The 23137-nt window shown below is 40.9% G+C and carries 22 protein-coding genes; 7 read left to right on the forward strand and 15 right to left on the reverse strand.

Annotated features, from left to right (window positions below; genetic code table 11):
• Positions 1 to 93 precede the first annotated feature (93 nt).
• From secDF to Q0192_RS04270, 4 genes are all read right to left on the reverse strand, one after another.
• On the reverse strand, positions 94 to 3093 hold the full coding sequence (secDF, locus tag Q0192_RS04255; RefSeq protein ID WP_299286564.1) for a protein translocase subunit SecDF: 3000 nt from the start codon (positions 3091 to 3093) through the stop codon (positions 94 to 96).
• A gap of 111 nt (positions 3094 to 3204) precedes the next feature.
• Complete coding sequence (locus Q0192_RS04260) at positions 3205 to 3687, reverse strand: dihydrofolate reductase (RefSeq protein WP_299286567.1); 483 nt, start codon at positions 3685 to 3687, stop codon at positions 3205 to 3207.
• 2 nt (positions 3688 to 3689) lie between these two features.
• Positions 3690 to 5594: a M1 family metallopeptidase gene (locus Q0192_RS04265; protein ID WP_299286570.1), complete on the reverse strand. Its 1905-nt coding sequence runs from the start codon at positions 5592 to 5594 to the stop codon at positions 3690 to 3692.
• Between the two features lie 55 nt (positions 5595 to 5649).
• On the reverse strand, positions 5650 to 6444 hold the full coding sequence (locus Q0192_RS04270) for a thymidylate synthase (protein ID WP_299286573.1): 795 nt from the start codon (positions 6442 to 6444) through the stop codon (positions 5650 to 5652).
• Between the two features lie 98 nt (positions 6445 to 6542).
• Here Q0192_RS04270 and ispE point away from each other — a divergent pair, with 98 nt between their 5' ends.
• Positions 6543 to 7346: a 4-(cytidine 5'-diphospho)-2-C-methyl-D-erythritol kinase gene (gene ispE / locus Q0192_RS04275; RefSeq protein WP_299286576.1), complete on the forward strand. Its 804-nt coding sequence runs from the start codon at positions 6543 to 6545 to the stop codon at positions 7344 to 7346.
• A gap of 6 nt (positions 7347 to 7352) precedes the next feature.
• On the opposite strand, the gene Q0192_RS04280 is transcribed toward ispE, so the two are convergent.
• The 5 genes from Q0192_RS04280 to tgt all read right to left on the reverse strand — a co-directional run bounded on the left by Q0192_RS04280 (position 7353) and on the right by tgt (position 12261).
• Entirely contained in the window at positions 7353 to 8240 is an 888-nt protein-coding gene (locus Q0192_RS04280; protein ID WP_299286579.1) for an NAD(P)-dependent oxidoreductase, read from the reverse strand.
• Positions 8241 to 8242: 2 nt separating this feature from the next.
• Positions 8243 to 8521 carry a LapA family protein gene (locus Q0192_RS04285; RefSeq protein ID WP_299286582.1) on the reverse strand — a complete coding sequence of 93 codons (279 nt, stop codon included), beginning with the start codon at positions 8519 to 8521 and terminating at the stop codon, positions 8243 to 8245.
• 592 nt (positions 8522 to 9113) lie between these two features.
• Positions 9114 to 10028: a DMT family transporter gene (locus Q0192_RS04290; protein ID WP_299286585.1), complete on the reverse strand. Its 915-nt coding sequence runs from the start codon at positions 10026 to 10028 to the stop codon at positions 9114 to 9116.
• A 5-nt stretch (positions 10029 to 10033) separates the two neighbouring features.
• The gene (locus tag Q0192_RS04295) at positions 10034 to 11131 is read right to left on the reverse strand and encodes an LptF/LptG family permease (RefSeq protein WP_299286588.1); all 1098 of its coding nucleotides are present in this window, start codon (positions 11129 to 11131) and stop codon (positions 10034 to 10036) included.
• Positions 11131 to 12261 (reverse strand): tRNA guanosine(34) transglycosylase Tgt, encoded by a 1131-nt coding sequence (tgt, locus tag Q0192_RS04300; RefSeq protein WP_299286591.1) that lies wholly within the window; start codon positions 12259 to 12261, stop codon positions 11131 to 11133. The genes Q0192_RS04295 and tgt overlap by 1 nt, the downstream gene beginning before the upstream one ends.
• 291 nt (positions 12262 to 12552) lie before the next feature.
• Here tgt and Q0192_RS04305 point away from each other — a divergent pair, with 291 nt between their 5' ends.
• The 4 genes from Q0192_RS04305 to dprA all read left to right on the forward strand — a co-directional run bounded on the left by Q0192_RS04305 (position 12553) and on the right by dprA (position 16077).
• Positions 12553 to 13671 carry a glycosyltransferase gene (locus Q0192_RS04305; protein ID WP_299286594.1) on the forward strand — a complete coding sequence of 373 codons (1119 nt, stop codon included), beginning with the start codon at positions 12553 to 12555 and terminating at the stop codon, positions 13669 to 13671.
• Positions 13662 to 14276 (forward strand): sigma-70 family RNA polymerase sigma factor, encoded by a 615-nt coding sequence (locus tag Q0192_RS04310; RefSeq protein ID WP_299286597.1) that lies wholly within the window; start codon positions 13662 to 13664, stop codon positions 14274 to 14276. Before Q0192_RS04305 ends, Q0192_RS04310 begins: the two co-directional genes overlap by 10 nt.
• The gene (gene rsmG, locus Q0192_RS04315; RefSeq protein WP_299286600.1) at positions 14266 to 14898 is read left to right on the forward strand and encodes a 16S rRNA (guanine(527)-N(7))-methyltransferase RsmG; all 633 of its coding nucleotides are present in this window, start codon (positions 14266 to 14268) and stop codon (positions 14896 to 14898) included. Before Q0192_RS04310 ends, rsmG begins: the two co-directional genes overlap by 11 nt.
• Positions 14899 to 14979: 81 nt before the next feature.
• The gene (dprA, locus tag Q0192_RS04320) at positions 14980 to 16077 is read left to right on the forward strand and encodes a DNA-processing protein DprA (protein WP_299286602.1); all 1098 of its coding nucleotides are present in this window, start codon (positions 14980 to 14982) and stop codon (positions 16075 to 16077) included.
• A gap of 4 nt (positions 16078 to 16081) precedes the next feature.
• On the opposite strand, the gene Q0192_RS04325 is transcribed toward dprA, so the two are convergent.
• The 5 genes from Q0192_RS04325 to sppA all read right to left on the reverse strand — a co-directional run bounded on the left by Q0192_RS04325 (position 16082) and on the right by sppA (position 21872).
• Positions 16082 to 16555: a phosphoglycerate mutase family protein gene (locus Q0192_RS04325; protein WP_299286605.1), complete on the reverse strand. Its 474-nt coding sequence runs from the start codon at positions 16553 to 16555 to the stop codon at positions 16082 to 16084.
• 14 nt (positions 16556 to 16569) lie between these two features.
• A complete protein-coding gene (locus Q0192_RS04330; RefSeq protein ID WP_299286609.1) occupies positions 16570 to 17247 on the reverse strand; it encodes a porin family protein in 678 nt (225 codons plus the stop codon).
• A 69-nt stretch (positions 17248 to 17316) separates the two neighbouring features.
• Entirely contained in the window at positions 17317 to 18294 is a 978-nt protein-coding gene (locus Q0192_RS04335; protein WP_299286612.1) for a glycosyltransferase family 9 protein, read from the reverse strand.
• A 27-nt stretch (positions 18295 to 18321) separates the two neighbouring features.
• Positions 18322 to 20028, reverse strand: coding sequence for a DNA polymerase/3'-5' exonuclease PolX (locus Q0192_RS04340; protein WP_299286615.1), 1707 nt, complete (start codon positions 20026 to 20028; stop codon positions 18322 to 18324).
• A gap of 83 nt (positions 20029 to 20111) precedes the next feature.
• Positions 20112 to 21872 (reverse strand): signal peptide peptidase SppA, encoded by a 1761-nt coding sequence (sppA, locus tag Q0192_RS04345; RefSeq protein ID WP_299286618.1) that lies wholly within the window; start codon positions 21870 to 21872, stop codon positions 20112 to 20114.
• An 84-nt stretch (positions 21873 to 21956) separates the two neighbouring features.
• On the opposite strand from sppA, the gene folK reads away from it, so the two are divergent.
• On the forward strand, positions 21957 to 22448 hold the full coding sequence (gene folK, locus Q0192_RS04350) for a 2-amino-4-hydroxy-6-hydroxymethyldihydropteridine diphosphokinase (RefSeq protein WP_299286621.1): 492 nt from the start codon (positions 21957 to 21959) through the stop codon (positions 22446 to 22448).
• Between the two features lie 18 nt (positions 22449 to 22466).
• Entirely contained in the window at positions 22467 to 22841 is a 375-nt protein-coding gene (locus Q0192_RS04355; protein ID WP_299286624.1) for an Hpt domain-containing protein, read from the forward strand.
• Between the two features lie 179 nt (positions 22842 to 23020).
• Here Q0192_RS04355 and Q0192_RS04360 read toward each other — a convergent pair whose 3' ends face one another.
• On the reverse strand, positions 23021 to 23137 hold the full coding sequence (locus tag Q0192_RS04360) for a phosphoribosylformylglycinamidine synthase subunit PurS (protein WP_299286627.1): 117 nt from the start codon (positions 23135 to 23137) through the stop codon (positions 23021 to 23023).

Raw genomic sequence — 23137 nt, forward strand, 5'->3', positions numbered from 1 at the left:
TGTTATTACAGCAATTTAAGGGTTCTGTTTTGATTTAAAAATACAAAAGCCGTTCTGAATAATCAAAACGGCTTTTAAAATAGGAGATTTGGATTATTTTAAGTCTTTTTTGCCAAAATCTACAATCACCGGTGTGGCCACGCAGATGGAAGAATAAGTACCAAAAATAACACCGATCAGCAATGCAAATGAGAACCCGCGGATCACTTCGCCACCAAAAACGAACAATACAATCAGCACAAAAATTACGGTTAAAGCGGTGATAACCGTCCGGCTTAAAGTACTGTTGATGGCATTGTTGATAACCACTTTCTGGTCATCGGCTTTTGTATTGTGCAGGTTTAGGAATTCCCGGATCCTATCAAACACCACGACGGTATCGTTGATGGAGTAACCAATCACGGTTAATATGGCAGCGATAAATGCCTGATCAATATCCAACGAAAAAGGCAATATCCCATTAAACAGCGAGAAGAAGCTTAACACCAGCAAAGCATCGTGCGCGGTTGCAATTAAAGCACCTAAGCTAAACTGCCATTTGCGGAAACGGATCAAAATGTATAAAGAAACAATCAGGATCGCAAACACAACCGAGTAAAATGCACTGGTTTTGATATCGCTGGCAATAGTTGGCCCAACTTTTTGCTGGCTCATAATCTGGCTCGGGTTGTTGACCAGATGCAAACCTTCTTTCAGTTTGCTTTCTGCTTTGGTATCGGCCGTTGGCGAGTTGTCGTCTACCAGGTAAGGCGTTGTGATGCGCAACTGCGGGTTGGTTGTACCAAAAGTTTTAACTTCAGTAGTTAAATGATAGGTTTTGTCCAATGCATCGCGTACTTGCTGGGCATCAACCGGTTTTTCAAAACGGACAACATAAGTCCTTCCGCCTTTAAAATCAACACCTAAACTAAAACCACGGGTGATGATCGAAATCAGGCCGGCCAGAATGAACAAGCCGGAGAAAGTGTAAAATTTAAACCTGTTTTTAACAAAAGCGTAATGTGCGTTTTTGAAAGTATGATCGCTCCAAGGGTAAGAGAATTTGATGTCCCAGCCTTTTTCCAGCATCCACTCAAAAATCAAGCGGGAAATCAATAAGGAACAAAAAAGGGAAGTGATGATACCGATTAACAAAGTTGTGGCAAAACCCAAAATCGGGCCTGAACCAAAAATGTATAAAATAATACCGGTTAAAAAAGTAGTGATGTTTGAATCGAGGATGGAAGGCATGGCATGTTTAAAACCATCAGCCACTGCAATTCGAACTGATTTTCCGTGTGCCATTTCTTCCCGTACACGTTCGTAAATCAGCACGTTGGCATCAACCGAAATACCCAGCGTTAATACGATACCGGCGATACCAGGCAACGTTAAAACCGCACCCAAACTTGCCAACACACCAAACAAGAAAAAAACATTGATAAAAACAGCAACAACCGCAACGCTGCCGGCACGGTTATAATAGGCAATCATGAAAACTAGCACCACCAGCAAGCCAACTACGCAGGAAATTAAACCAGCGTTAATTGCTTCCTGGCCTAAAGAGGGGCCAACAATGGCTTCTTCTACAATGCGGGCAGGGGCAGGCAAACGGCCGGCTTTTAAAACGTTGGCCAAATCTTTGGTATCATCAACGGTAAAACTTCCGGAAATAGAAGAAACACCGCCCGAGATTTCGTTTTGAACGGTTGGCGCAGAATATACATAATCATCCAACACAATGGCAATAGCTTTTTTATTGTTTTGATCGGCTGCGGCAGCGGCAGTAACCGTGCGCCATTTTGCTGCGCCTTCGGTATTCATCGTCATTTGTACTTCCGGGCTGCCTTTTTGGTCGTAGTCGTTACGGGCATCGGCAATTACATCACCGGCCAAAACTGGTCCGCCATCAGCACCTGATAATTTAATGGCATACAACTCAACGCGAGGGATTTTATCGTTAAAACGTCTGCTATTGTCATCATTTACAGGCAGGGCTTTAACGCCCCAAAGAAAACGGACATTTTGAGGGATAACCGATTTAACATCCGGGCTGTTTAACAACCTATCTACTTTAGCCGTATCGCCAACGGCAGCAAAACCGACAACCGGTCCTGGAGCAGGCTGAATGCCGCCATCTTGAGAAGCATAAACATTCGGGCGCAACATGTTTTGGTTAAGCAAAGGGCTGTTAACCGCAGGGTTGCCTGTTTTTGTATTTTTTGCACTCGTATCGGCTAGTTTGCTTTTGGCAACTTTGTTCAATAAGCCACCAACAGCGGTAGACGTATCTGTTTTTGCCAATGCTGTTTTTACCGTGGTATCTTTGGTGGTTGTTCCGGCTTTTGCCTTGGCAGCCAAAATGTTGTTGATATTACCCAACAAGTTCAAAATTTCCGAATTGTCAAAAGTTTCGTAAAACTCTAACTTGGCCGAACCTTGCAACAATTTGCGGACACGGTTTGCATCAGAAACACCTGGCAATTCAATTAAAATACGGTTAGTCCCGCTTTGCAATTGGATATTGGGCGCGGTAACCCCAAATTTATCAATCCTTGTTCTTAAAATATTGTACGAACGGTCAACCGCGCTTTTGGCTTCATCCTGCAAGTAACGTTTTACATCGTTGTTAGACGCATCAAACTTGATCCTGCTTTGGCTTTCTTTAGTCGAAAAAATAGGAGCCAGTTTACCGTTTGGGTTCAGTTTTTCGTATTCGTTAACAAACAACGTAATGTAATCCTGCTGACTGGTTTTTGAACGTGCTTCGGCGTTAGACAAAGCCTGGTTAAAAGCAGGATCGGTATTATTATCAGATAAAGATTTTACCAGTTCGGCCAGCGAAATTTGCATCGTAACGTTCATTCCGCCTTTTAAATCCAAACCCAAAGCCAGCTCTTTTTCTTTGCAGTACTGATAAGTGTGGTTAAAAACAGGATAAACCGGTTGTGTTGAGATAGAATCGAGATAAGCCGTTTCCTTTTCGGGATTGCCTTTAGCATAAATTTTGGCATTGCTTTCTACATGGTGCGCCACCCAGGTGAAGGATAGCTGATAGAGGCAAACAATAGCCAGAACAATCGCGAAGAATTTAATTACTCCTTTACTTTGCATGTGCTGTTAAATGTATAAGATATGTTGTTTATGGGTTTTTTAACAAGACGGCAAAGCTAACAAAAAAACGGAATTTAGGTTTTTTTATATGATAAAAGAAGCATCAGCACTTTACAGCCGGTTTAGGGTAATGTAAGAGTATGGAAAAGGGTTTTTTTCATCTGCAGGAAAATCTTCGCGCTGTGTTTCTTGCCATTGGTTTGGGTCAATTTCCGGGAAAAAAGTATCGGCCTCAAACTCGTAATGAACTTTGGTAAGATAAATCCGATTGGCTTTCGGCAGTGCCAGTTTGTAAATTTCTGCGCCGCCGATCACCATCGCTTCCTCATTTTTGTCTGCTAAAAGAAGCGCTTCTTCCATTGATGGCACAACTTCGCAACCTGCAATTTCTTTTACAATTTTACTGATGACAATGTTCCTTCTGTTTGGCAATGGTTTTCCAATGGATTGATAAGTTTTTCTGCCCATAAAAACAGTATGCCCGGTTGTGATCTGTTTAAAATGTTTCAGATCGGCCGGCAAATGCCAAAGCAGTTTATTGTTTTTACCGATGGCATTATTGGCTGCAACGGCTACTACAAGCGAGATCAACATTATTATTTTACCGATAAAGTATTGTTGCTGGTATCGGCATCCATAAAAATACCGCCATCTAATTTTACAGAATTGATTTTTTTTGCCGATAAAAGAAGTATCGTGGCCTGCTTTTCATCTTTCTGCCAAACTTCTGGCGTTTGATGAAAAGTTTGGGTTGAACCATCTGCATAAACAACATTCACATCAAAAGGAACGGCAAAACCGCCAATGTTATCAACCACTAAAGTATTTCCTTTTTTGGTCGGGTTTAATGTTTGGATGGAAAGGTCAATGTAGTTGGACGAGAAAAACCAGTTGTTCCAAAACCAATCCAGGTTTTTGCCCGAAGCATTGCTCATCGAATAAAAGAAATCCCAGGGGATCGGATGTTTGCCATGCCAGCGGCTCATAAATTCTTGCAAACTTTTTTTGAAAAGCACATCGCCCAGCATATCTTTCAAAGCCAGATAAGCCAAAGCAGGTTTTCCGTACTCGTTGTCGCCCAAAATATTTCCCGGCGTTAATTCGCCGCGCGTAACAATTGGCACTTGTATCGTTTTTAAATTCCGGTTTTTAATCCAGCGGTTTACGCGGAACTGTTTGAAGTTTTCGGAAGCTTGCTCTTTTCCTAAATCTACCTGACCGATCAAATATTCTAAAGTTGTTGCCCAGCCTTCGTCCATAAAACCAAAACTCGATTCGTTAATGCCCATGTAAAACGGAAACCAGGTATGTGCAATTTCATGTTCAGCAACAAAGCGTGAAAAAGTTGTGTCGCGGTTCGTATCGTCGTTTACCATCATCGGGTATTCCATATCGGCAAAACCCTGAACGATGGTTGTTTTTGGAAAAGGATAAGGCACGCCAGGCCAGTTTTTTGAAAACCAGTTTAAAGCGTGCTGGCCGTAACGCACCATTTGATGAAAATCCGCAGCATCATCATTATAAGCAGATTGAACACTTGCCCGTCGGTTTGTTTTTTCATCTACAATCGTGCTGCTGGCGTCCCAATCGTAATGATCGCTTAAAGCCAAAGCCATATCGCTGATGTCAGTTGCTGTCCATTTCCAAGTGTTGGTTGCGTTTTGTGCCGTTACCTGATGGTTAAGCAATTCGGTTTTTGTAGCGATGTGAAAAACAGAATCGGCCGTCATAGACTGGTTTAAACGTTTTGCATAAACCGGTTTTAAAACTTCATTTGGGTTTTGCAAAGTTCCGGTTGCCCAAACCACAAAGTTTTTCGGAACGGTAACTTGTAAACTGTAGTTGTTAAAATCGTTGTAAAACTCGCGCCCGCCGGTAAAATCCAATCGGTCCCAACCGTTGTAATCATCGTAAACCGAAACGCGCGGATAATAGTAAGCGAGGAAGTAGGTCGTTTCGTCCAAAATACCTTCGCGGCCTTTTTGCGGAGAAATGTAGAAATGCCAGTTCACAGAAAGCTTAATAGAATCGTGCGGCAACAAAGGCTTATCTAAATCCACATTTTGCCAGGTGTAATGGCCTTCGTTGTCTGGCAGTGGTTTGGTTTTTCCGTTTACTTTAAATTGATCAATTACGATTCCATTGCTTAGCGTATCCGCTTGGCTGTTCGGGTTTCTCCGGGCGCCGCGTTTATGGATATTTTGCACGAGGCGCATCACCAACTGCTTCAACGTATCCGGACTGTTGTTGAAATAAGTGATGTCTTCCGTTCCGCGGATATCGCGTCCCGGCGGATTTGCGGTAATCGAGATATTATAATTGCCGGTATTTTGCCAGTAGTTTTTGCCCGGCTTGCCGTTGGTTAAATGCGTACCTTTTTGAAAAGCTTTTTGGATATCAGGCGGCATCGGCAGGTTTTGCCCAAAGCTTTTTGTGCAACAAACAAAAATCAGCAACAAACTTACTGATGAAATAATTTTATATTGACCGTTAAATTTCATTACCAATTTTATAGGGGTAAAAGAAGCATTGCGCTTTTTTGTTCGATTCTGATATTTAAACCGCAACCGCACCTTTGATATGCGGCCAGGCTTCGTAATTTTCTAACGTAAAATCTTCAAACTTAAAACCAAAAATATCTTTTACTTCGGGATTGATCTTCATCGTTGGCAATTTTTTCGGCTCGCGGCCCAACTGTAAATTTGCTTGTTCGATGTGGTTGTTGTAGATGTGCGCATCGCCCAAAGTATGGATAAAATCTCCAGGTTCGAGATTGCAAACCTGTGCCAGCATCAGCGTAAGCAAAGCATAAGAAGCGATATTAAACGGAACGCCCAGAAAAATATCAGCACTTCTTTGGTACAACTGACAAGATAATTTTCCATCGGCCACATAAAACTGAAACAAACAATGGCAGGGCGGAAGTGCCATTTTGTTAACATCAGCCACATTCCAAGCCGAAACAATAATGCGGCGCGAATCAGAATTGTTCTTCAATTGCTGCACCACCTGCGCAATCTGGTCGATATGATTCCCATCCGGCGTTGGCCAGCTTCGCCATTGGTAACCGTAAACCGGACCCAGGTTTCCTTCGGCATCGGCCCATTCGTCCCAAATTTTCACGCCGTTGTCTTTCAGGTATTTAATGTTGGTATCGCCGCTTAAAAACCATAACAATTCGTGGATGATAGATTTGAGATGCAGTTTTTTGGTGGTAACAACCGGAAAACCTTCCTGCAAATTAAACCGCATCTGGTAACCAAAAACGCTGATCGTTCCGGTTCCGGTTCGGTCGTGTTTTTGGTTGCCGGTTTCCAAAACGTGGCGCATCAAATCCTGGTATTGTTTCATATTGATTTTATGGTGATAAAAGAAGCATCACTTCGGTACAAAGAAAAATAATCTATTTTTGGAATCCTATTAATGTTTAAAAGTAGGTTTATCAACGTATGATCGTTTTCCCAAACGCAAAAATAAATATCGGTTTAAATGTGGTTGAACGCCGGGCAGACGGTTACCATAATTTGGAAACTGTTTTTTATCCGATTCAAATTAAAGATGCGCTGGAAGTTGTGTTGAGTGATAAACTGCGCTTTACTTCTTCCGGCATTGCAATTCCGGGAAATGCAAATGATAACTTGTGTTTGAAAGCGTATCACCTCATTAAAAAAGATTATGATTTGCCGCCGGTCAATATTCATCTGCATAAAAATATCCCAATTGGTGCAGGTTTAGGCGGAGGATCGGCCGATGCCGGGTTTTTTATCAAACTATTAAATGAAGTTTGCGAAATTGGATTAAGTGTTGATGCAATGGAAAATTACGCGCGGCAGTTAGGAGCGGATTGTGCTTTTTTTATCGGCAATAAACCGGTTTTTGCTTCTGAAAAAGGAGACCAGTTTGAACCTTTGGAACTTGACCTTTCCGCTTATCATTTAGTTTTGGTGATGCCGCCGGTTCATGTTTCCACTGCCGAAGCTTATGGCGGTGTCCGACCTAAAGCTTCTGAAAATAATTTAAAATCAGCATTAAAACTTCCCGTAGAAGAATGGAAAGCATTGGTTAAAAATGATTTTGAAAAAACGGTATTTCAACACCATCCTAAAATTATGCAGGTAAAAGAAGCATTGTACCAACAAGGTGCCATCTATGCCGCCATGAGCGGGAGCGGGGCTTCGGTATTTGGCATTTTCAACAAAAAACCTGATTTGCAGGAGTTGGAAAAAGCAAACCAGGTTTTTTATGCTGTTTAAGTTGATTTACAATCCGGCATCATCGGTAACGCCACTTCCAAAACCTTCCACCCAGTCGCGTTCGCCTTTGCCTTTGGCAATTGCCGTAAGCAAACGGTTATGTATGGTTGCAACCATTGGCATGGGCGTTTCGCTTTTTTGTGCCAAAGCAAAAGCTAAACGGGCATCTTTAAAACCCAGCTTTGCTTTAAAACCAACTGGTTCGTACTGTTTGTTGGCAATCAGTTTGCCGTAATTCTGATAAATTGGCGCATTAAACAAAGTAGAACCAAAAAAGTCGGCCATTTTTTTGGGATCAATGCCATTTTTTTCGCCTAAAGTGAAAGCTTCGGCCATCATTTCCATTGATGCCATGATCATAAAATTGCCGGTGATTTTGACTACGTTGGCATTTCCCGGTTCTTCGCCAAAATCAACTACGCCTTGTCCCATGCTTTCCAAAATTGGTTTGCATGCTTCTTTTACCGATGAATTTCCGGAAGTGCAAATCCACAACTTTTGCGCCGCCGCTGCTTCCGGCCTTCCAAAAACCGGTGCTGCCAAATAATGCGATCCGTTTTGCTGATGTAAAGCGTTTAACTTGGCAGCAGTTTCAGGCGAAATGGTACTCATGGAAATATGCACGCCACCGCCTTTCAGAGATTTTAGCAACCCTTTTTCTCCGCTCACGGCTTCTTCCAAAATTGCGTCTTCCGAAAGCATGGTTACCACAAACTGTACATCAGTCGCCGCTTCCTCCGGAGAACTGCAAACGGTAACGGCTGCTTTTTCCAACTCGTCTGCTTTTGATGCCGTGCGGTTGTAAACCTGTAAAGTGTAACCTGCTTTAATCAAGTTTTTGGCCATGGGCAAACCCATGTTGCCCAATCCTATAAACCCTATTTTTTCTTTCATTTTTAATCGCTGATGTAATCCCGGTCTTCCTGGCTTAGTGTATCGTAAGGAGGCGGGTTGTTTTGATTTGATTGGTTTGTGTTATTGTTTTTTGATTTAAAAGGACTGCCCATCATAAAACCTAAAATGATACCGATGGCGCCAACGCCCGTCATGATCACCAATTTAGGCAAATACATTTCCCAAAACAAAACCTTGAATTTTACTTCGTCCGAGTTTTGCATCAGGACAACGGTAACCAGCACCGTTAATACCACAACAAAAAAAGTTTTCGCCCTCATGGTTTTCTTTGAATTAACATTTCTTTTTTAAAGGATGTTTTGATTAAAAGCGCGGTAATTTTTGCTTTGAAAATTAATAACTAATAATTAAATCAAAAGCAAATTTTGGTACAAGCTTTGTACTGCTAATATCAGTTTTACCGCAATAAAAAATTCAATCATTTTCTTCGGTTTCCGGTAGTTAAACCTTCGCTGCAACAACACCAATTCTTATCAAAGCTGTCGTTTTAACAACTCTATCAATTGTTTACAAACTTCCTTTTAATCCCCTGGTAAATAATTTGTTAAACAAAATTATTAAGGTTAAAACAGCTTTTGCTAAAAATTGTAGTCTTATTTTTGTGTTAATCTTTCTTTTGCTTTTACTTTTTCTCTAATTAAATTTTATGTTGATTTGATTATCAGTACTTTATTTAATTAAAAAATTCAACTCATTTTGAATGAGGTTCTTTCTTTTCTTTAAAAATTATAGGGGTAAAAGAAGCATCGGACAAAATAATATTACCCATGTGCAAATACTCTTTTTAGCAGATATAAATTGATAATAAATGTGTTTTGAGGAACACGACAGAATTTAAAAAAAGGAAGAATGTTAAGTGTTTTGTTTCTTGAGCCGATAATTGGTCAATTTTTGCTGAGCGACCGGAAACAAAAATATGGTTGAAAGGATTAAAACAGCCCCTATCCAGAAGCCCGGCGTCATCTTTTTAAGGTCGCCAAAAAAGATAAAAGCCATAATAATTCCGTAAACCGGTTCTAAATTGGTAACCAAAGCAACCCGGAAAGCGGACAACTGGCGCATCACAGCAACGCCGGCAACGTAAGCAACAGAGGTGCAAACGGTTCCGAGCAGGATCAGATAAGCAAAATCATTGCTACTTAAACGCAGGGAAGCTTTGAAACCGCCCATGAAAAACAGGTAAACCGAAAGCCAAAAAAATGCGCCCGTAAGTTCGTAAAAGGCAATAACAGGGGCTGGCTTTTGCTTAACCAATTGCGAGTTGATGATCGAAAATATACTTGCAGCGGCTGCACTGATCAAGCCTAAAATAATCCCCTTCGTGTATTGGGATTCAAATTTAAAGATCAAAAAAATGCCGAAGATGATCATCAGCCCGGCCAAAATCTCCAAGCGGGATATTTTTTTATTGGTTACCAAAGGCTCAAAAACAGCCGTAAACAAAGTGATGGACGAAAGGCAGACCAGCGTAACCGATACTGTTGAAATTTTGATGGATTGAAAAAAAAGCAGCCAGTGCATCCCAACCAAAGCACCGGTACAGGCAAGCTGCAAGAACGTTTTCCAATCTACCTTAAACTTAACTTTGGCAAAAACGAGGTACAGCAAAAGCGATAAAGAGGCAATGAGCAGCCGGTACCAAACTAAATAAAAAGCGGAAACGGAAATCAATGCGCCTAAAATCCCGGTAAATCCCCAGATAAAAACAGTACCATGAAGGATCAGCAGGTTTTTTTCTAAGGGGTTTAAAGCGGTTTTAAATTTCATTTCATTTATTTTGGTGCATTCCGAAGCAGGTAAATACCGAGCATGCCGAAAATAATATCAGGGATAAAAACAGCAATGATGGGCGGCAAACCTCCTTTTAAGGCAAAAACTTTAGAAAACTGCACGGTTACGATGTAGGCAAAGCACAGAAAAATGCCGATTCCCAAAGGCAAACCAATGCCGCCACGCACTTTTCGGGAAGACATGGCAACGCCGATCAGCGTTAAAACATATGCGGAAAGCGGGTAAACAAAACGGTAAAATTTTTCGTACTGCAAATCAACCAAATTGCCGGTGCCGCGTATTTTTTCTTTTTCAATATTGGCGTTCAGTTCTTTCTGCGGCATCGCATCAATATCGTTATGCGCCTCAAAATCAATAGGTCGCATGTCTAAAAGCGTATCTTTTTTGGTGCCGTTTACCATTTTTTCTTTCAAGCCGTTTACGTAGCGGATGGAATAATCCAACATTGACCAAACCCTTTTTAACGAATCATAGCTGATGCGCGTAGCCATGATTTTTTCTCTGAGCGTATCACTGTTAAATTTTTCCAAAACAAATTGGTAGCCGGTATGCTGCGATTGATCAAAAGATTGCAGGTACACAAACGTGTTTTTATCCAACTGCATGTGCACTTCGCTTTTCTGTTCGCTGTTGCCGTTGCTTACATATTTGTTCTCAAAACTGGTTTTAAGCTGGTTGGTATGCGGAATGATAAAGACGTTGAAAACCAGCGAAACAATAAAAATAATAGACGAAGCAAAGAAATAAGGCCGCAAAAACCGGTTAAAACTCGCGCCTCCGCTTAAAATAGGAACGATTTCGGTTTGGTCGGCCATTTTTGCGGTAAAGAAAATAACGGCAATAAAGTTGATCAGCGGCGATAAATAGTTGAGGTAGAAGGGGATGAACCCGAAATAATACTGTGTAACAATATCCCAAAAACCGAGGTCGTGCTTTAAAAAATCGTCCAGCTTTTCCGAAATATCAAAAACAACAATGATAACCAGGAAAATGCCCAACGTAAAAAAAAACGTGCCAAGGTATTTATTGATGATATACCAATCAATGATTTTTAAATAACGCTGCGTCAGTTTCCGCATTACAATCGTTGTGATACTGTTTTTACCATACTATTTTTCCAATTGTAAAACGTGCCGGCAATAATTTGTTGCCGTGCTTCTTTTACCAATGCCAAATAGAAATGCAAATTGTGCAAAGTGGCAATTTGCGCGCCAAGCATTTCGCCGGAATGGATTAAATGCCGAAGATAAGCCTTTGTATAATTTTTATCGGCAAACAAAGCACTGCTTTCATCAATGGCCGAAAAATCGTTTTTCCATTTTTCGTTTTTAATGTTGATGATGCCGTTCCAGGTAAAAAGCATCCCGTTTCGGGCGTTCCGGGTTGGCATCACGCAATCAAACATATCAATCCCCAATGCAATATTTTCGAGCAAATTAACCGGTGTGCCAACACCCATCAAATAACGCGGTTTGTTTTGTGGGAGGATACTGCATACCACTTCGGTCATTGCGTACATTTCTTCGGCCGGTTCTCCAACAGATAAACCGCCAATCGCATTGCCTTCCCGTTCAAAAGAAGCAATCACTTCGGCAGATTTTTCGCGCAAATCTTTATAAACCGAACCTTGCACAATCGGAAACAAGGTTTGCGAGTGTCCGTATTTCGGTTCTGTGGAATCAAAACGGTCGCAGCAGCGCTTCAGCCAGCGGTGCGTCATCTCGATGGAGCGGCGCGCATAACCATATTCGCAAGGATAAGGCGTGCATTCATCAAAAGCCATGATGATATCGGCACCGATGGTCCGCTGTGTGTCCATCACATTTTCGGGCGTAAACAAATGTTTGGAACCATCAATATGCGAACGAAAAGTAACGCCTTCCTCTTTAATTTTGCGTACTTCCGTTAACGAGTAAACCTGGTAACCGCCGCTGTCCGTTAAAATCGGCTTGTCCCAATTTATAAATTTATGTAGGCCGCCTGCTTTTTCCAGCGTATTTAAACCAGGGCGCAAGTATAAATGATATGTATTCCCGAGGATAATTTGTGCCTGGATATCATCTGCCAGTTCGCGCTGATGGACAGCTTTTACCGTTCCTGCGGTGCCAACCGGCATAAAAATCGGTGTTTGTATCGTTCCGTGGTCTGTTTTAATTTCTCCGGCCCGGGCTTTAGAATTTGGGTCGAGGGCAATCTGCTGAAACTTCATTTATCGTAAAACACCAATTGTGCCGCAAAATTAGAAAATAAAAGAGCCTGGTTAAATTTATACAAGAAAAAATGTCAATGCTTCTTTTACCCTATAAAAATTGGTGTTTAAATCAACTTAAACAAATCAAAGCCCAATTACGCACCAATTTTTAGGCGATAAAAGAAGCATCGAAACCTTGATAAGTAAATTTTAAACAGCCTCAAACTATTTAGCGAGCGATAATTGCTTTAGCTGTACGGGATTGTGGTTAATTTTTAAGAAATTTGCCAGCCGAAATTTGGTTTACCATTGGAAATACTTTTACCTTATCTACTGTTTGCGCTGTTCCAAATCTGTTTTGTTGTCCAGCTTTATTTCCTGGTTTACCGGCAAGGGGTTTTAAAATGGGCAAACAGCAACAGTTCTCCTTCCAACCAAAATTTGCCGGTTTCGGTGATTGTTTGTGCCCGCAACGAAGCGCAAAACCTACAGGAAAACCTGCCGCTAATCCTCACACAAAATTATGCTGATTTTGAAGTAATTGTAGTGAACGATTGTTCGGTTGATGATTCGGCACATGTTCTAGATCAGCTTAAAAACAGTTACCCAAATTTAAAAGTAGTTACCGTAACCGAGCATAAACGTTTTAAAACCGGTAAAAAGTTTGCGTTGACGATGGGCATCAAAGCAGCAAAAAACGAATTTTTATTGCTGACGGATGCAGATTGCCAACCAGCTTCCAACCAGTGGATCAAACTGATGCAATCTTGTTTTTCCGAAGAAAAAGAAATCGTATTGGGTTATTCGCCTTACCGAAAAACCGGCGGCTTTTTAAATACGTTTATCAGGTTTGAGACGGTAAAAACAGCAATCAGTTATCTTTCGGCCGCTTTGCACAACCAACCTTATATGGGCGTTGGCCGCAATTTGGCTTATACCAAAACTTTGTTTTTTCGTTCGAAGGGTTTTGCCGCACATTTGCACCTGCTTTCGGGAGACGATGATTTGTTTATCAACCAAAACGCTACAGCCATCAATACAGCAATTCAAATCTCGCCGGAAGCGCAAACTTTTAGCGAAACAAAAAAAGGCATGGTGGCCTATTATCGCCAAAAAAGGCGGCACATGGGCGTTGGGAAGTATTACAAAGCAAAAAACCGTACTTTAATTACTTTAGATGCTTTGAGCGGATTTCTTTTTTATACCTTTCTAACCGTTTTATTAATCCTTAAATTTGAGCCCTGGATTGTAACCGGCATTTTTATTTTCCGTTTGATGGTACAATGCTTCTTTTACCCTGCAATATTTAGAAAACTGGATGCCGAAGACCTCGTTTGGTGGTTTCCAATTTTGGATTTGTTTTACTATGTTTATTTAAATGTATTTGGTGTTGTTGGCTCAGTTACAAAAAATCTGAAATGGAAATAAACGTTAACTTCTCTGAAAACGCAAAGAACGATTTTAATTTGGTGGTGCGTGCCAAAAACGGCGAGCAAAAAGCTTATGCCGATTTAATGCAGCGCTACAAAGAATCAATCTATTTTATGGTTTTGAAAATGGTGAACAATAAGGACGATGCCCAGGATTTGACTGTGGAAACCTTTGGCAAAGCCTTTCAAAAACTGGACAAATACCAGCCTGAATTTGCTTTCAGCACCTGGCTTTTCCGTATCGCCACCAATAATTGTATTGATTTTATCCGCAAAAAAAAGCTGAACACGCTTTCTATTGACCGTTTGGTTGACGAAGAAGGCAACAACCAGCCGCTGCAAATCAAATCGGACACGTTGAACCCGGAAGAATCTTCCATCAAAAAACAACAAGCATCCGAACTGAAACTGATTGTGGAAGGCTTGCCACAACGTTACCGCAACCTCATTATGCTGCGTTATTTTGAAGAACTTTCTTACGACGAAATTGCCCGCGAACTGGATTTGCCTTTGGGAACGGTAAAAGCGCAATTGTTCAGGGCGCGTGATCTATTATCAAACGTGTTGAACCGCAGGCGAAAAGATACCAATAGTGACTTTTGACCTGATCTTAAAATATTTTCCTGATTTAACCCCGCAACAGCAAGAGCAATTTAAGCAATTGCAGCCGCTTTACCATTTTTGGAACGAGCAGATCAACGTCATCTCCCGAAAAGATATTGATTTGTTGTACGAACGCCACGTGTTGCACTCACTTGGGATCGCCAAAGTTTGCAGCTTTTTGCCCAGAGAAACTGTTTTTGATGTTGGCACCGGCGGCGGTTTCCCAGGCATTCCTTTAGCTATTCTTTTCCCAGAAACCAATTTTCATTTGGTTGATTCCATCGGCAAGAAAATTAAGGTGGTAAAAGAAGTATCGCAGGCAATCGGCCTAAACAATGTAAAAGCCACACATGCGAGGGCCGAAGAAATTGATGAAAAATTTGATTTTGTAATTTCCCGCGCCGTTACGCAGCTCAAAGATTTTTATCCCTGGGTGAAAAACAAGTTTAACCAGCAATCAAAAAACCAATTGAAAAACGGTATCCTGTATTTAAAAGGCGGCGATTTGCAGCAGGAAATTAAAGAATTTGGTTTGAAGGTGAAGCAGTTTGAGTTGAGTGAGTATTTTGAAGAGGGTTTTTTTGAGACGAAGAAAGTGGTTTACGTCCAGGCTTTCCAATAACCCTTCACCAATTTTATACCGATAAAAGAAGCATCGGCATTTATACTTTAAAATAAATTTTTAATTTAGACGAAAGTATTTATGTCGCTACTGCACCAACTTGCCTTAAAATTTGTTCCCGGAATTGGAGATGTCCTCGCCAAAAACCTGTTAAGTTATTGCGGCAGTGCGAAGGAAATTTTCAAAATCCCGAAACACAAACTGTTGTTTATTCCCGGTATCGGCCCAAAAATGGCTGCTGCTATCCTCAACCCAATTTGTTTTGCGCGTGCCGAAAAGGAAATGAAGTTTTTGGAGCGGAATAAAATCCAACCTATTTTTTATACCGATAAAACCTATCCCAAAAGGTTAAAAAGCTGTGTGGATTCGCCCATGCTGCTTTTTTACAAAGGCAACGCCGATTTAAACAAGCAGCGCGTCATCAGCATTGTTGGTACGCGCCATGCAACTTCTTACGGCAAGCAGATTTGCGAAGAATTGGTCGCTCATCTAAAAGCTTTTGATGTTTCCGTAGTTAGCGGTTTGGCTTACGGCATTGATATTTGTGCGCATAAAGCCTGTGTAAAACACCAGGTGCCTACAATCGGAGTTTTGGGGCATGGCTTAGACCGGTTGTATCCCGCACAACATCGAAATACAGCGGAAAAGATGCTGGAAAACGGCGGTTTGTTAACGGAATTTCCTTCAGAAACAAACCCCGACCGGGAAAACTTTCCAAAACGTAACCGCATCATTGCAGGAATGGCCGATGCAACCGTTGTGGTGGAAGCAAGCATCAAAGGTGGTGCTTTGATTACTGCAGAAATTGCCAACTCGTACAACCGTGATGTTTTTACTTTTCCCGGAAGGATTGGCGATGAGTTTTCGGAAGGCTGCAACTTTTTAGTGCGTTTTAACAAAGCTGGTTTGCTCACCGGTTATGATGATTTAGCCACGCAATTGGGCTGGCTGGACGAAAAGCCGAAAATAAAAACCCAGCAATTGTTGTTTCCTTTGGACCTTTCGGCAGATGAAAAACAAATATTTGAAACGCTAAAAATTTCAGAACAAATGGGGATTGACGATTTGGCCATCCAAACTAATATTTCTGTTAGTACGCTGGCCATGAACCTGTTGAATTTAGAAATGCAGGGCTTGGTGCGTTCTTTGCCTGGCAAAGCTTACAGTTTGGTGCGATAGTTTTTTAAGGAAAAGAATATTGAAGCAGTTTTCCGGTTCCGATACTTACTTCGTTCCAGTGTTCTGTTTCAAACGAGATTATAGCAAAAGCACAGGTTGGCATTGTTGTCATTTTACCGGTTAAATAATACAATAAATCGCTGATGCCGGAATTGTGTGCCACCAAAGCTGCAACCTGGTTTTGGTTATCAACTGAATTGATTACGGCCAACAAAGCTTCAACTTCCGCTTCATAAATTCTTTTATCAGTTTGAGGTTCTTGTAAATTTAAAGTGTTGCTGAAAATATTTGCCGTAGTTAAAGCGCGCAACGCTAAACTGCTGATCATTACTTGCGGTACTGTGCCTGCTTTTTTTAATTGTCCGGCCATTTTTGCCGCGTCGCTTTTGCCGGATGTGGTCAAAGGCCGATTAAAATCTGTTGTTTCCTCCAAATTGTTTTCGGCCTGGGCATGGCGGATCAGTACTAAAATTTTCATGGGTAAAAGAAGTATTATTTGTGTTTGAACAAATAAGAAACACCCAGGCCGATAACTTTGTTCCGTGTTTTTAAATTGGCATCGTCGTAAATCCCGGGCGAAGCAATATTTCTTAAACCATATTCATAATTCAGCTCAAACCCTATCCCGTGCAAAAGCCGAATCTCTGCCTTCAAATTGATACCATAATCTGTTCGTTTATAATCGCTGTTCTCATCATTTCCAAACTGTGCTTTGTCGCTTTCGTCCACATCCGAATCGAAAATAATCCCCGAAAGGGAATAATTTCCCCAAAGCCCGTAGGCTGCATAAACGCCTCCGCCAAAATACAAATCACCAATTTTAGTTTGCGTTCTGTACAGTAAATTCAACGGAACTTGAAGGTAATACAAACGGGAATCTTTTTGACGGTTGGTGTTTGTTTCCTCGTTGATGTAAATGTCTTTTCCGCCTTTGCCATCCAATAACAAACCAGATTGCAATACTAATTTGGGCCATTGTTTTTCGGCAATAAACCCCAGTTTAATATTGCTGTAAGCTTTTGACTGGTCTAGCGAATGGGTTGGGTTATCGTAAGCACTTATGGTTGGAAAATTGATGCCTGCGGTTGCGCCAAATTTAACAGACTGGGCGCAAAGTTGCTGTCCTAACAATGCAAGCACCGCCAATACAAACCCATACTTTTTTAACATCTTAAAATTAATTAAAGAAAATACTTTTATAAAATTAACCATTCGCACTAATTAATTGGAGTAATTTTATCATTGGTTTGCAAAATCAACCAACTGCTGGTTTGGGATGTCGTGCATACATTTGAAATGGCTTAAAGGACATTTTTCCAAACCGAATTTTGAACACGGCCTGCAATACAAATCTATGCCTACAACCTGTGCGTTTTTTGCTTCGTAAGGCCAAACGCCCAGCAAATCAGGCGTGGTGCTTCCCCAGATAGAAGCAATCGGACGGTCAAAAGCTTCGGCAATGTGCGTTAAACCGGTATCAAAACCCATAATTTTTTGGGCTTTGGTTAAGATAAAAACTGACTGATCCAGAGTGAGTTTGCCACAAGAATTGTAAGTTTTTATGCCGGTAAAAGAAGCAACTGCTTCCCCGTTTTTCTGAACATCCGAACCTCCAAGTAAAACAACCGGCAAATTAATTTCCCGACAAATAGCAGCTACTTTTTCGTTCGGCATCCTTTTGGTAAAATGTGTAGCGCCAATGATAAAAACCACAAAACCGGGCAGGTGAGAAGCGGGCAGCAAATCTTTTAACTCATATTGCTGTTTTAAATAATAATTGATCGGCTGATGATCGTTCTTCACGCCTAAAAAATCAACGGCTTCCATGTAACGCTCTACCAAATGTTTGGCCGAAACCAAATTCCAGCGCCACTTCAAAAAAAACCATTTTTTTAAAGGTTGTTTTTTGTAGGTTGAAGTTGGAACGCCAACACGAAATTTGATGATTGCCGTACGCAGATTGTTGTGCAAATCAATGATTTGATCGTACTTTTCTGCTTTAATTTGTTGGATGGTTTCGGTCAAACTATCTTCCAGTAAAAGCAGTTTATCTACAAACGGGTTGCCTTCGTAAATGTATTTAAAGGTAGCTTTTGTTAAAAAATGGATTTCCGAACCGGGCAACTGCTGTTTTAAACAACGCACAATGGGCGTGGTATAAATAATATCGCCCATAGAACTCAGGCGTATCACCAATATTTTAAGCGGTTTTTTCAAGCGGAACGAAATTTGGAGATGAAACGGTTAAAGTACAATGCTTCTTTTATCATGCAAAATTCTTTCTTTTTTAGATTCAAAAAACTGCGCAATTTCTACTGCTGATAAAGCATTTAAACATTGTTCTTTGGTCAAGCCGCCTTTCCGCGCAATGTGGATGCCGTAGTGCATGTCCCACAAACCAGTCGTTCGGTGCGCATCCGGGTTGATGGAAAGCCAAACGCCTTTTTCCAACGCGTACTGGTGCCAGCGCCAATCCAAATCCAAACGTAAAGGGTTGGCGTTAATTTCAATCACAACACCATTGGCTGCGCATGCATCAATCATCTTTTTATAATCCACCGGATAACCGTTTCTGCTCAATAACAAACGGCCAGTTGGGTGACCAAGAATTGTGGTGTACGGATTTTCAATCGCTTTGATCAGCCGTTCCATGGCTTTTTCTTCCGTCATCCGCAAGTTTGAATGGACGGAAGCAACCACAAAATCAAAACGTTTTAAAATTTCGTCCGGATAATCCAGCGAGCCATCGTTCAAAATATCCGATTCAATTCCTTTGAAAATCTGAAAGTTTTGCAGCTTTTTATTGAGCGAATCCACTTCTTCAAACTGCTGCAAAACACGTTCGATGCTTAAACCGCTGGCGTAAAAAGCGCTTTTGCTGTGGTCGCAAATGCCAAAATACTCCAGTTTAAGCTGATCGCGGCTGTACAAAGCCATTTCTTCCAACGTATTTACGCCATCGCTCCAGGTGCTATGGTTATGTAAAGTTCCTTTTAAATCTTTGAAAGTTATCAGTTCAGGAAGTTCTCCGGCAGATGCTTTTTTTATCCATGTAATTCCTTCGCGCAGTTCTTGTTCGATAAAATTTAAACCGGCTTTCTGGTAAATTTCTTCTTCGGATTTGGGTTGAAAATCTGGATATTCAATTCGTGCCAAAACAGCTTCTACGTGTTCATCATTGCCGGTTGCTTTAAACAAATTGATGGTAAAAGCTTCCGGTTTGCAACAGATAATTTTAATGTCGAGCCCATGTTCAGTTTGCCCGAGCCAGCTTTGCCCGTTTTGTTCAGAAAAAGTTAAGGTTGGAAGTTGATTCAAACCTGCAAAAATTGCTTTCTCATCTTTGGCAGCAACAACAAAAACCAGTTCGTTAATGATTTCCATTGATCGCCTAAACTCGCCGGCAACCGCCAATTTTATACCGGTAAAAGAAGCATTAAAGATTTTTGTCAATTCGTAAACTACGCCTTCAGCCTGTGCATACAAAAACTTGCCCTGTGCGGCCAAATTAAATTCGATGGTTTTGCGGATCTGTTCCTGCGTTTTCAAACCGAAACCTTTTGCTTCGATCAGCCGGTTTTCGTTGCAGGCATAATACAATTCGCCAACGGTATCAATGTGCAAATCATGCCAAATAACAGCCACCTTTTTTGGCCCGATGCCTTTTATTTGCATCATTTCTACCACGCCTTCCGGTGTAATCGAAAGGTAGTGTTCGGTTTCTTTTAATGATCCGGTTTCAAAAAGTTCTACAATTTTTTCGGCGATACTTTTACCGATGCCGTCAATTTTATCCAGTTCGGCAATGCTTTTTCCATTTAAAGGAAAGGGCAATTTATCTACCTTAAAAGAAGCATTGGCAATAGATTTTATTTTGAAAGGATTTTCCCCATGCAGTTCCATCAGTTGCGACAGGAAACGGAGATGCCGGGAAATGAGTTTGTTCTCCATAAAAAATGATCGGTAAAAGAAGCATCAAAAATACAAAAGCCACCCATTAAGGTAGCTTTTGCAAAAATTATTTAATTTGATTTTTAGCGAATATCCAAAGTATAAGGCAAACGCATTTGTGTGCCGTTAAATTTCAAAATCGTTTTCAATTCCTCATAATATTTGTAGCTTTCGCCCAGTTCCTGTTTCACCATATAGGTTTTTGCTTCGGAAGCCAGGCCAGAACCAAAGTTTTCGAACAAACTTTTTTGCTCGGGATAGGCAACCAACTGGTAATCTTTTATTTTTGCTTTCGCTGCCGCGGAACGAATGGCATCGTTAATACTTCCCAAACGGTCAACCAAGCCAATTTTTAAAGCTTGTGATCCTGTCCAAACGCGGCCTTGCCCAATGCTGTCAATATATTTCTGCGTTTTTTTACGTCCGGTTGCAACTGCGCTGGTAAAATCCAGGTAACCGCGGTTCACCTGATCCTGCAAAATAGCGCGTTCGGCAGGGTTTAGCGGACGGGTAACATCACCCAGATCAGCAAATTTGCCGGTCTTTACACCATCAAAAGTAACGCCGAGCTTTTGGTTCAAAAAGTTTTGCATGTTGGGCAAAATGGCAAAAATACCGATAGAACCCGTAATGGTATTAGGCTGCGCGAAGATAGAATCGGCAGCGCAAGCCATGTAATAACCGCCGGAAGCGGCAACATCGCCCATAGAAACGATGATGGGTTTTACTTTTTTAGTCAGCATCACTTCGCGCCAAAGCACATCCGAAGCCAGCGAACTCCCGCCAGGCGAATTGATGCGCAATACAACTGCTTTCACTTTTTTGTCCATCCGGGCTTTACGGATGGCTTTGGAAATACCTTCAGACCCGATACTGTTATCGTCGCCTTCGCCGCCGCCAATATCGCCGGAAGCATAAACAATAGCGATGCGGCTATTGGACGAACCTTTTTCCTGGTCTTCGTTCGGTTGTACGTAATCCGACAGTTCCACCATGTTTACGGTTTCGTCTTTGTCTTTTCCGGTGCGCGTTTTCAGCTCGTCCAAAATTTCGTCTTTGTATTTCAGCCCGTCAATCAGCTTGTATTTTAAAGCATCTTCCGGGTATTTGATACGCAAATTATTGGCAATGTTAAACAACGAATCTTTGTTCAGCTTTCGGCTTTTGCTGATGCCAGTCAAGAAGTAATCGTACAAAGAACCTAAATAGGAGTTGACCTGCAAGCGGTTTGGCTCGCTCATTTTATCTAAGATAAAAGGTTCAACTGCACTTTTAAACGTTCCAACTTTAATCACTTGTGCTTCGATTCCTAATTTTTCCAACGCACCTTTAAAAAAAGTGTATTGCGAATGGAAACCGCGGAACTCAAAGATTCCTTTTGGGTTGAGGTAAATTTTATCGGCAACAGAAGCTAAATAATAAGCACCTTGTGTATAAATTTCGCCGTAGGCCAAGACAAATTTCCCTGACTTTTTGAAATCAAGCAGCGCGTTTCTAATTTCTTCGGAAGTTGCCTGGCCCGAAAGCATGTAACTTTCGTCGAGATAAATGCCTTTGATATTGTCGTCTGTTTTTGCCCTTTTGATGCTGGCTAAAATTTCATTTAAACCCGGCGTTTTTTTAACGCTGAGGTTTAAAAACGGAATACCGGAAAGCGGATTGGAAGATGTGCGTTCTTTAATGGCATAATCTAAGGATAAACGAAGCACAGAATTAGCTTCAACTTCGGTCTTTTTATCGCTTCGGGCAGAAGAAATAAGGCCGAGGACAACAAACGTAAAAATAACCAGGCACAACAGAACACCAATGATGGTGGCAAAAACATACTTAAAAAATTGTTTCATTTAACAGCTAATTCTATTTATTTGCGAAGTTAACAAAACGGCAACGTTAATTGTAAGAGCTTTACGGATATAATTTGTTACAACATGCAAACAGTTTATCTTTTATTGGGCAGCAATTTGGGCGATAGAAATACCTATATAAAAGAAGCATCTGTGCTTTTAGCACAGTTCGTAGGAAAAATCAAACGCAGTTCAAGTATTTACGAAACGCAATCCTGGGGCGTGGAAAACCTGCCGGATTATTTAAACCAAGTACTGGAAATAGAAACCAGCCTCGAGCCGGAAATTATTTTAGAAAAAACACAAATAATCGAAGAAAAACTGCTTCGGGAAAGAACAAATAAATGGCAATCGCGTACAATTGACATAGATATTTTGTTTTATGGATCTGCAATTATTAATACCAGCAAGCTTAAAATACCGCACCCGGAAATACAAAACCGTTTATTTACCTTAGTGCCTTTAAATGAACTGATTCCTGATTTTATCCATCCGGTTATAAACAAGTCGATACACAAATTAAAACAAGAAGTTAAAGATAAACTCTTAGTGAAAAAATTTACCAGCCAAAACTAATTTTTATTATTTGAAAATATGAATACGCAACAAAGTGAACCTGATTTCGACTTGTCATTTTTAGAAGAAATTGCCGACGGGAACAAAGAATTTATGATCGAATCTATTGACATGTTTCTGGTGCAAACACCTGAAATTTTTGGCAATTTAACCAAGTCTATTGCTTCCAAAGACTGGACCACCACTTATGCACTGGCGCACAAAGTAAAATCCAATTTAGGGTTTTTTGGGATGGACCGGATAAAAGGGGTAATGCAGGAAATTGAGGTTGGTGCCAAAGCAGGCGGAACCGATGCAGAACTGCCTTTGAAATTTGAATTGGTAAAAAAAGCAGTTGCCAAAAGTTTGGAACAATTGACTGAGATCAAAAAACAAAAAGAAGCTGAAGCTTAATGTGCTGTTTAAATTTGTAAAAGGTCTTTCGATATTCTCAGGATTGATGCCAATGCTTCTTTTACCCTATAAAAATTGGTGTTAGCGCCAGCCTAAGCAAACCAATACGAAGTATAAACACCAATTTTTAGGTGATAAAAGAAGCATTGATATCTAATTAAATAAAATTTAAACAGGTTCTAAGCGGGCTGCATTTTGAAAGTATAGCTTTCCATAATTAAATTGGCCAGCAGTTTTTTGCAGGCCTGTTCTACTTTTTGGGTAGCGTCGTCTTCAGAATCTGCTTCGATTGCCAA

Source organism: uncultured Mucilaginibacter sp., assembly GCF_937859865.1.
GTDB lineage: Bacteria > Bacteroidota > Bacteroidia > Sphingobacteriales > Sphingobacteriaceae > Mucilaginibacter_A.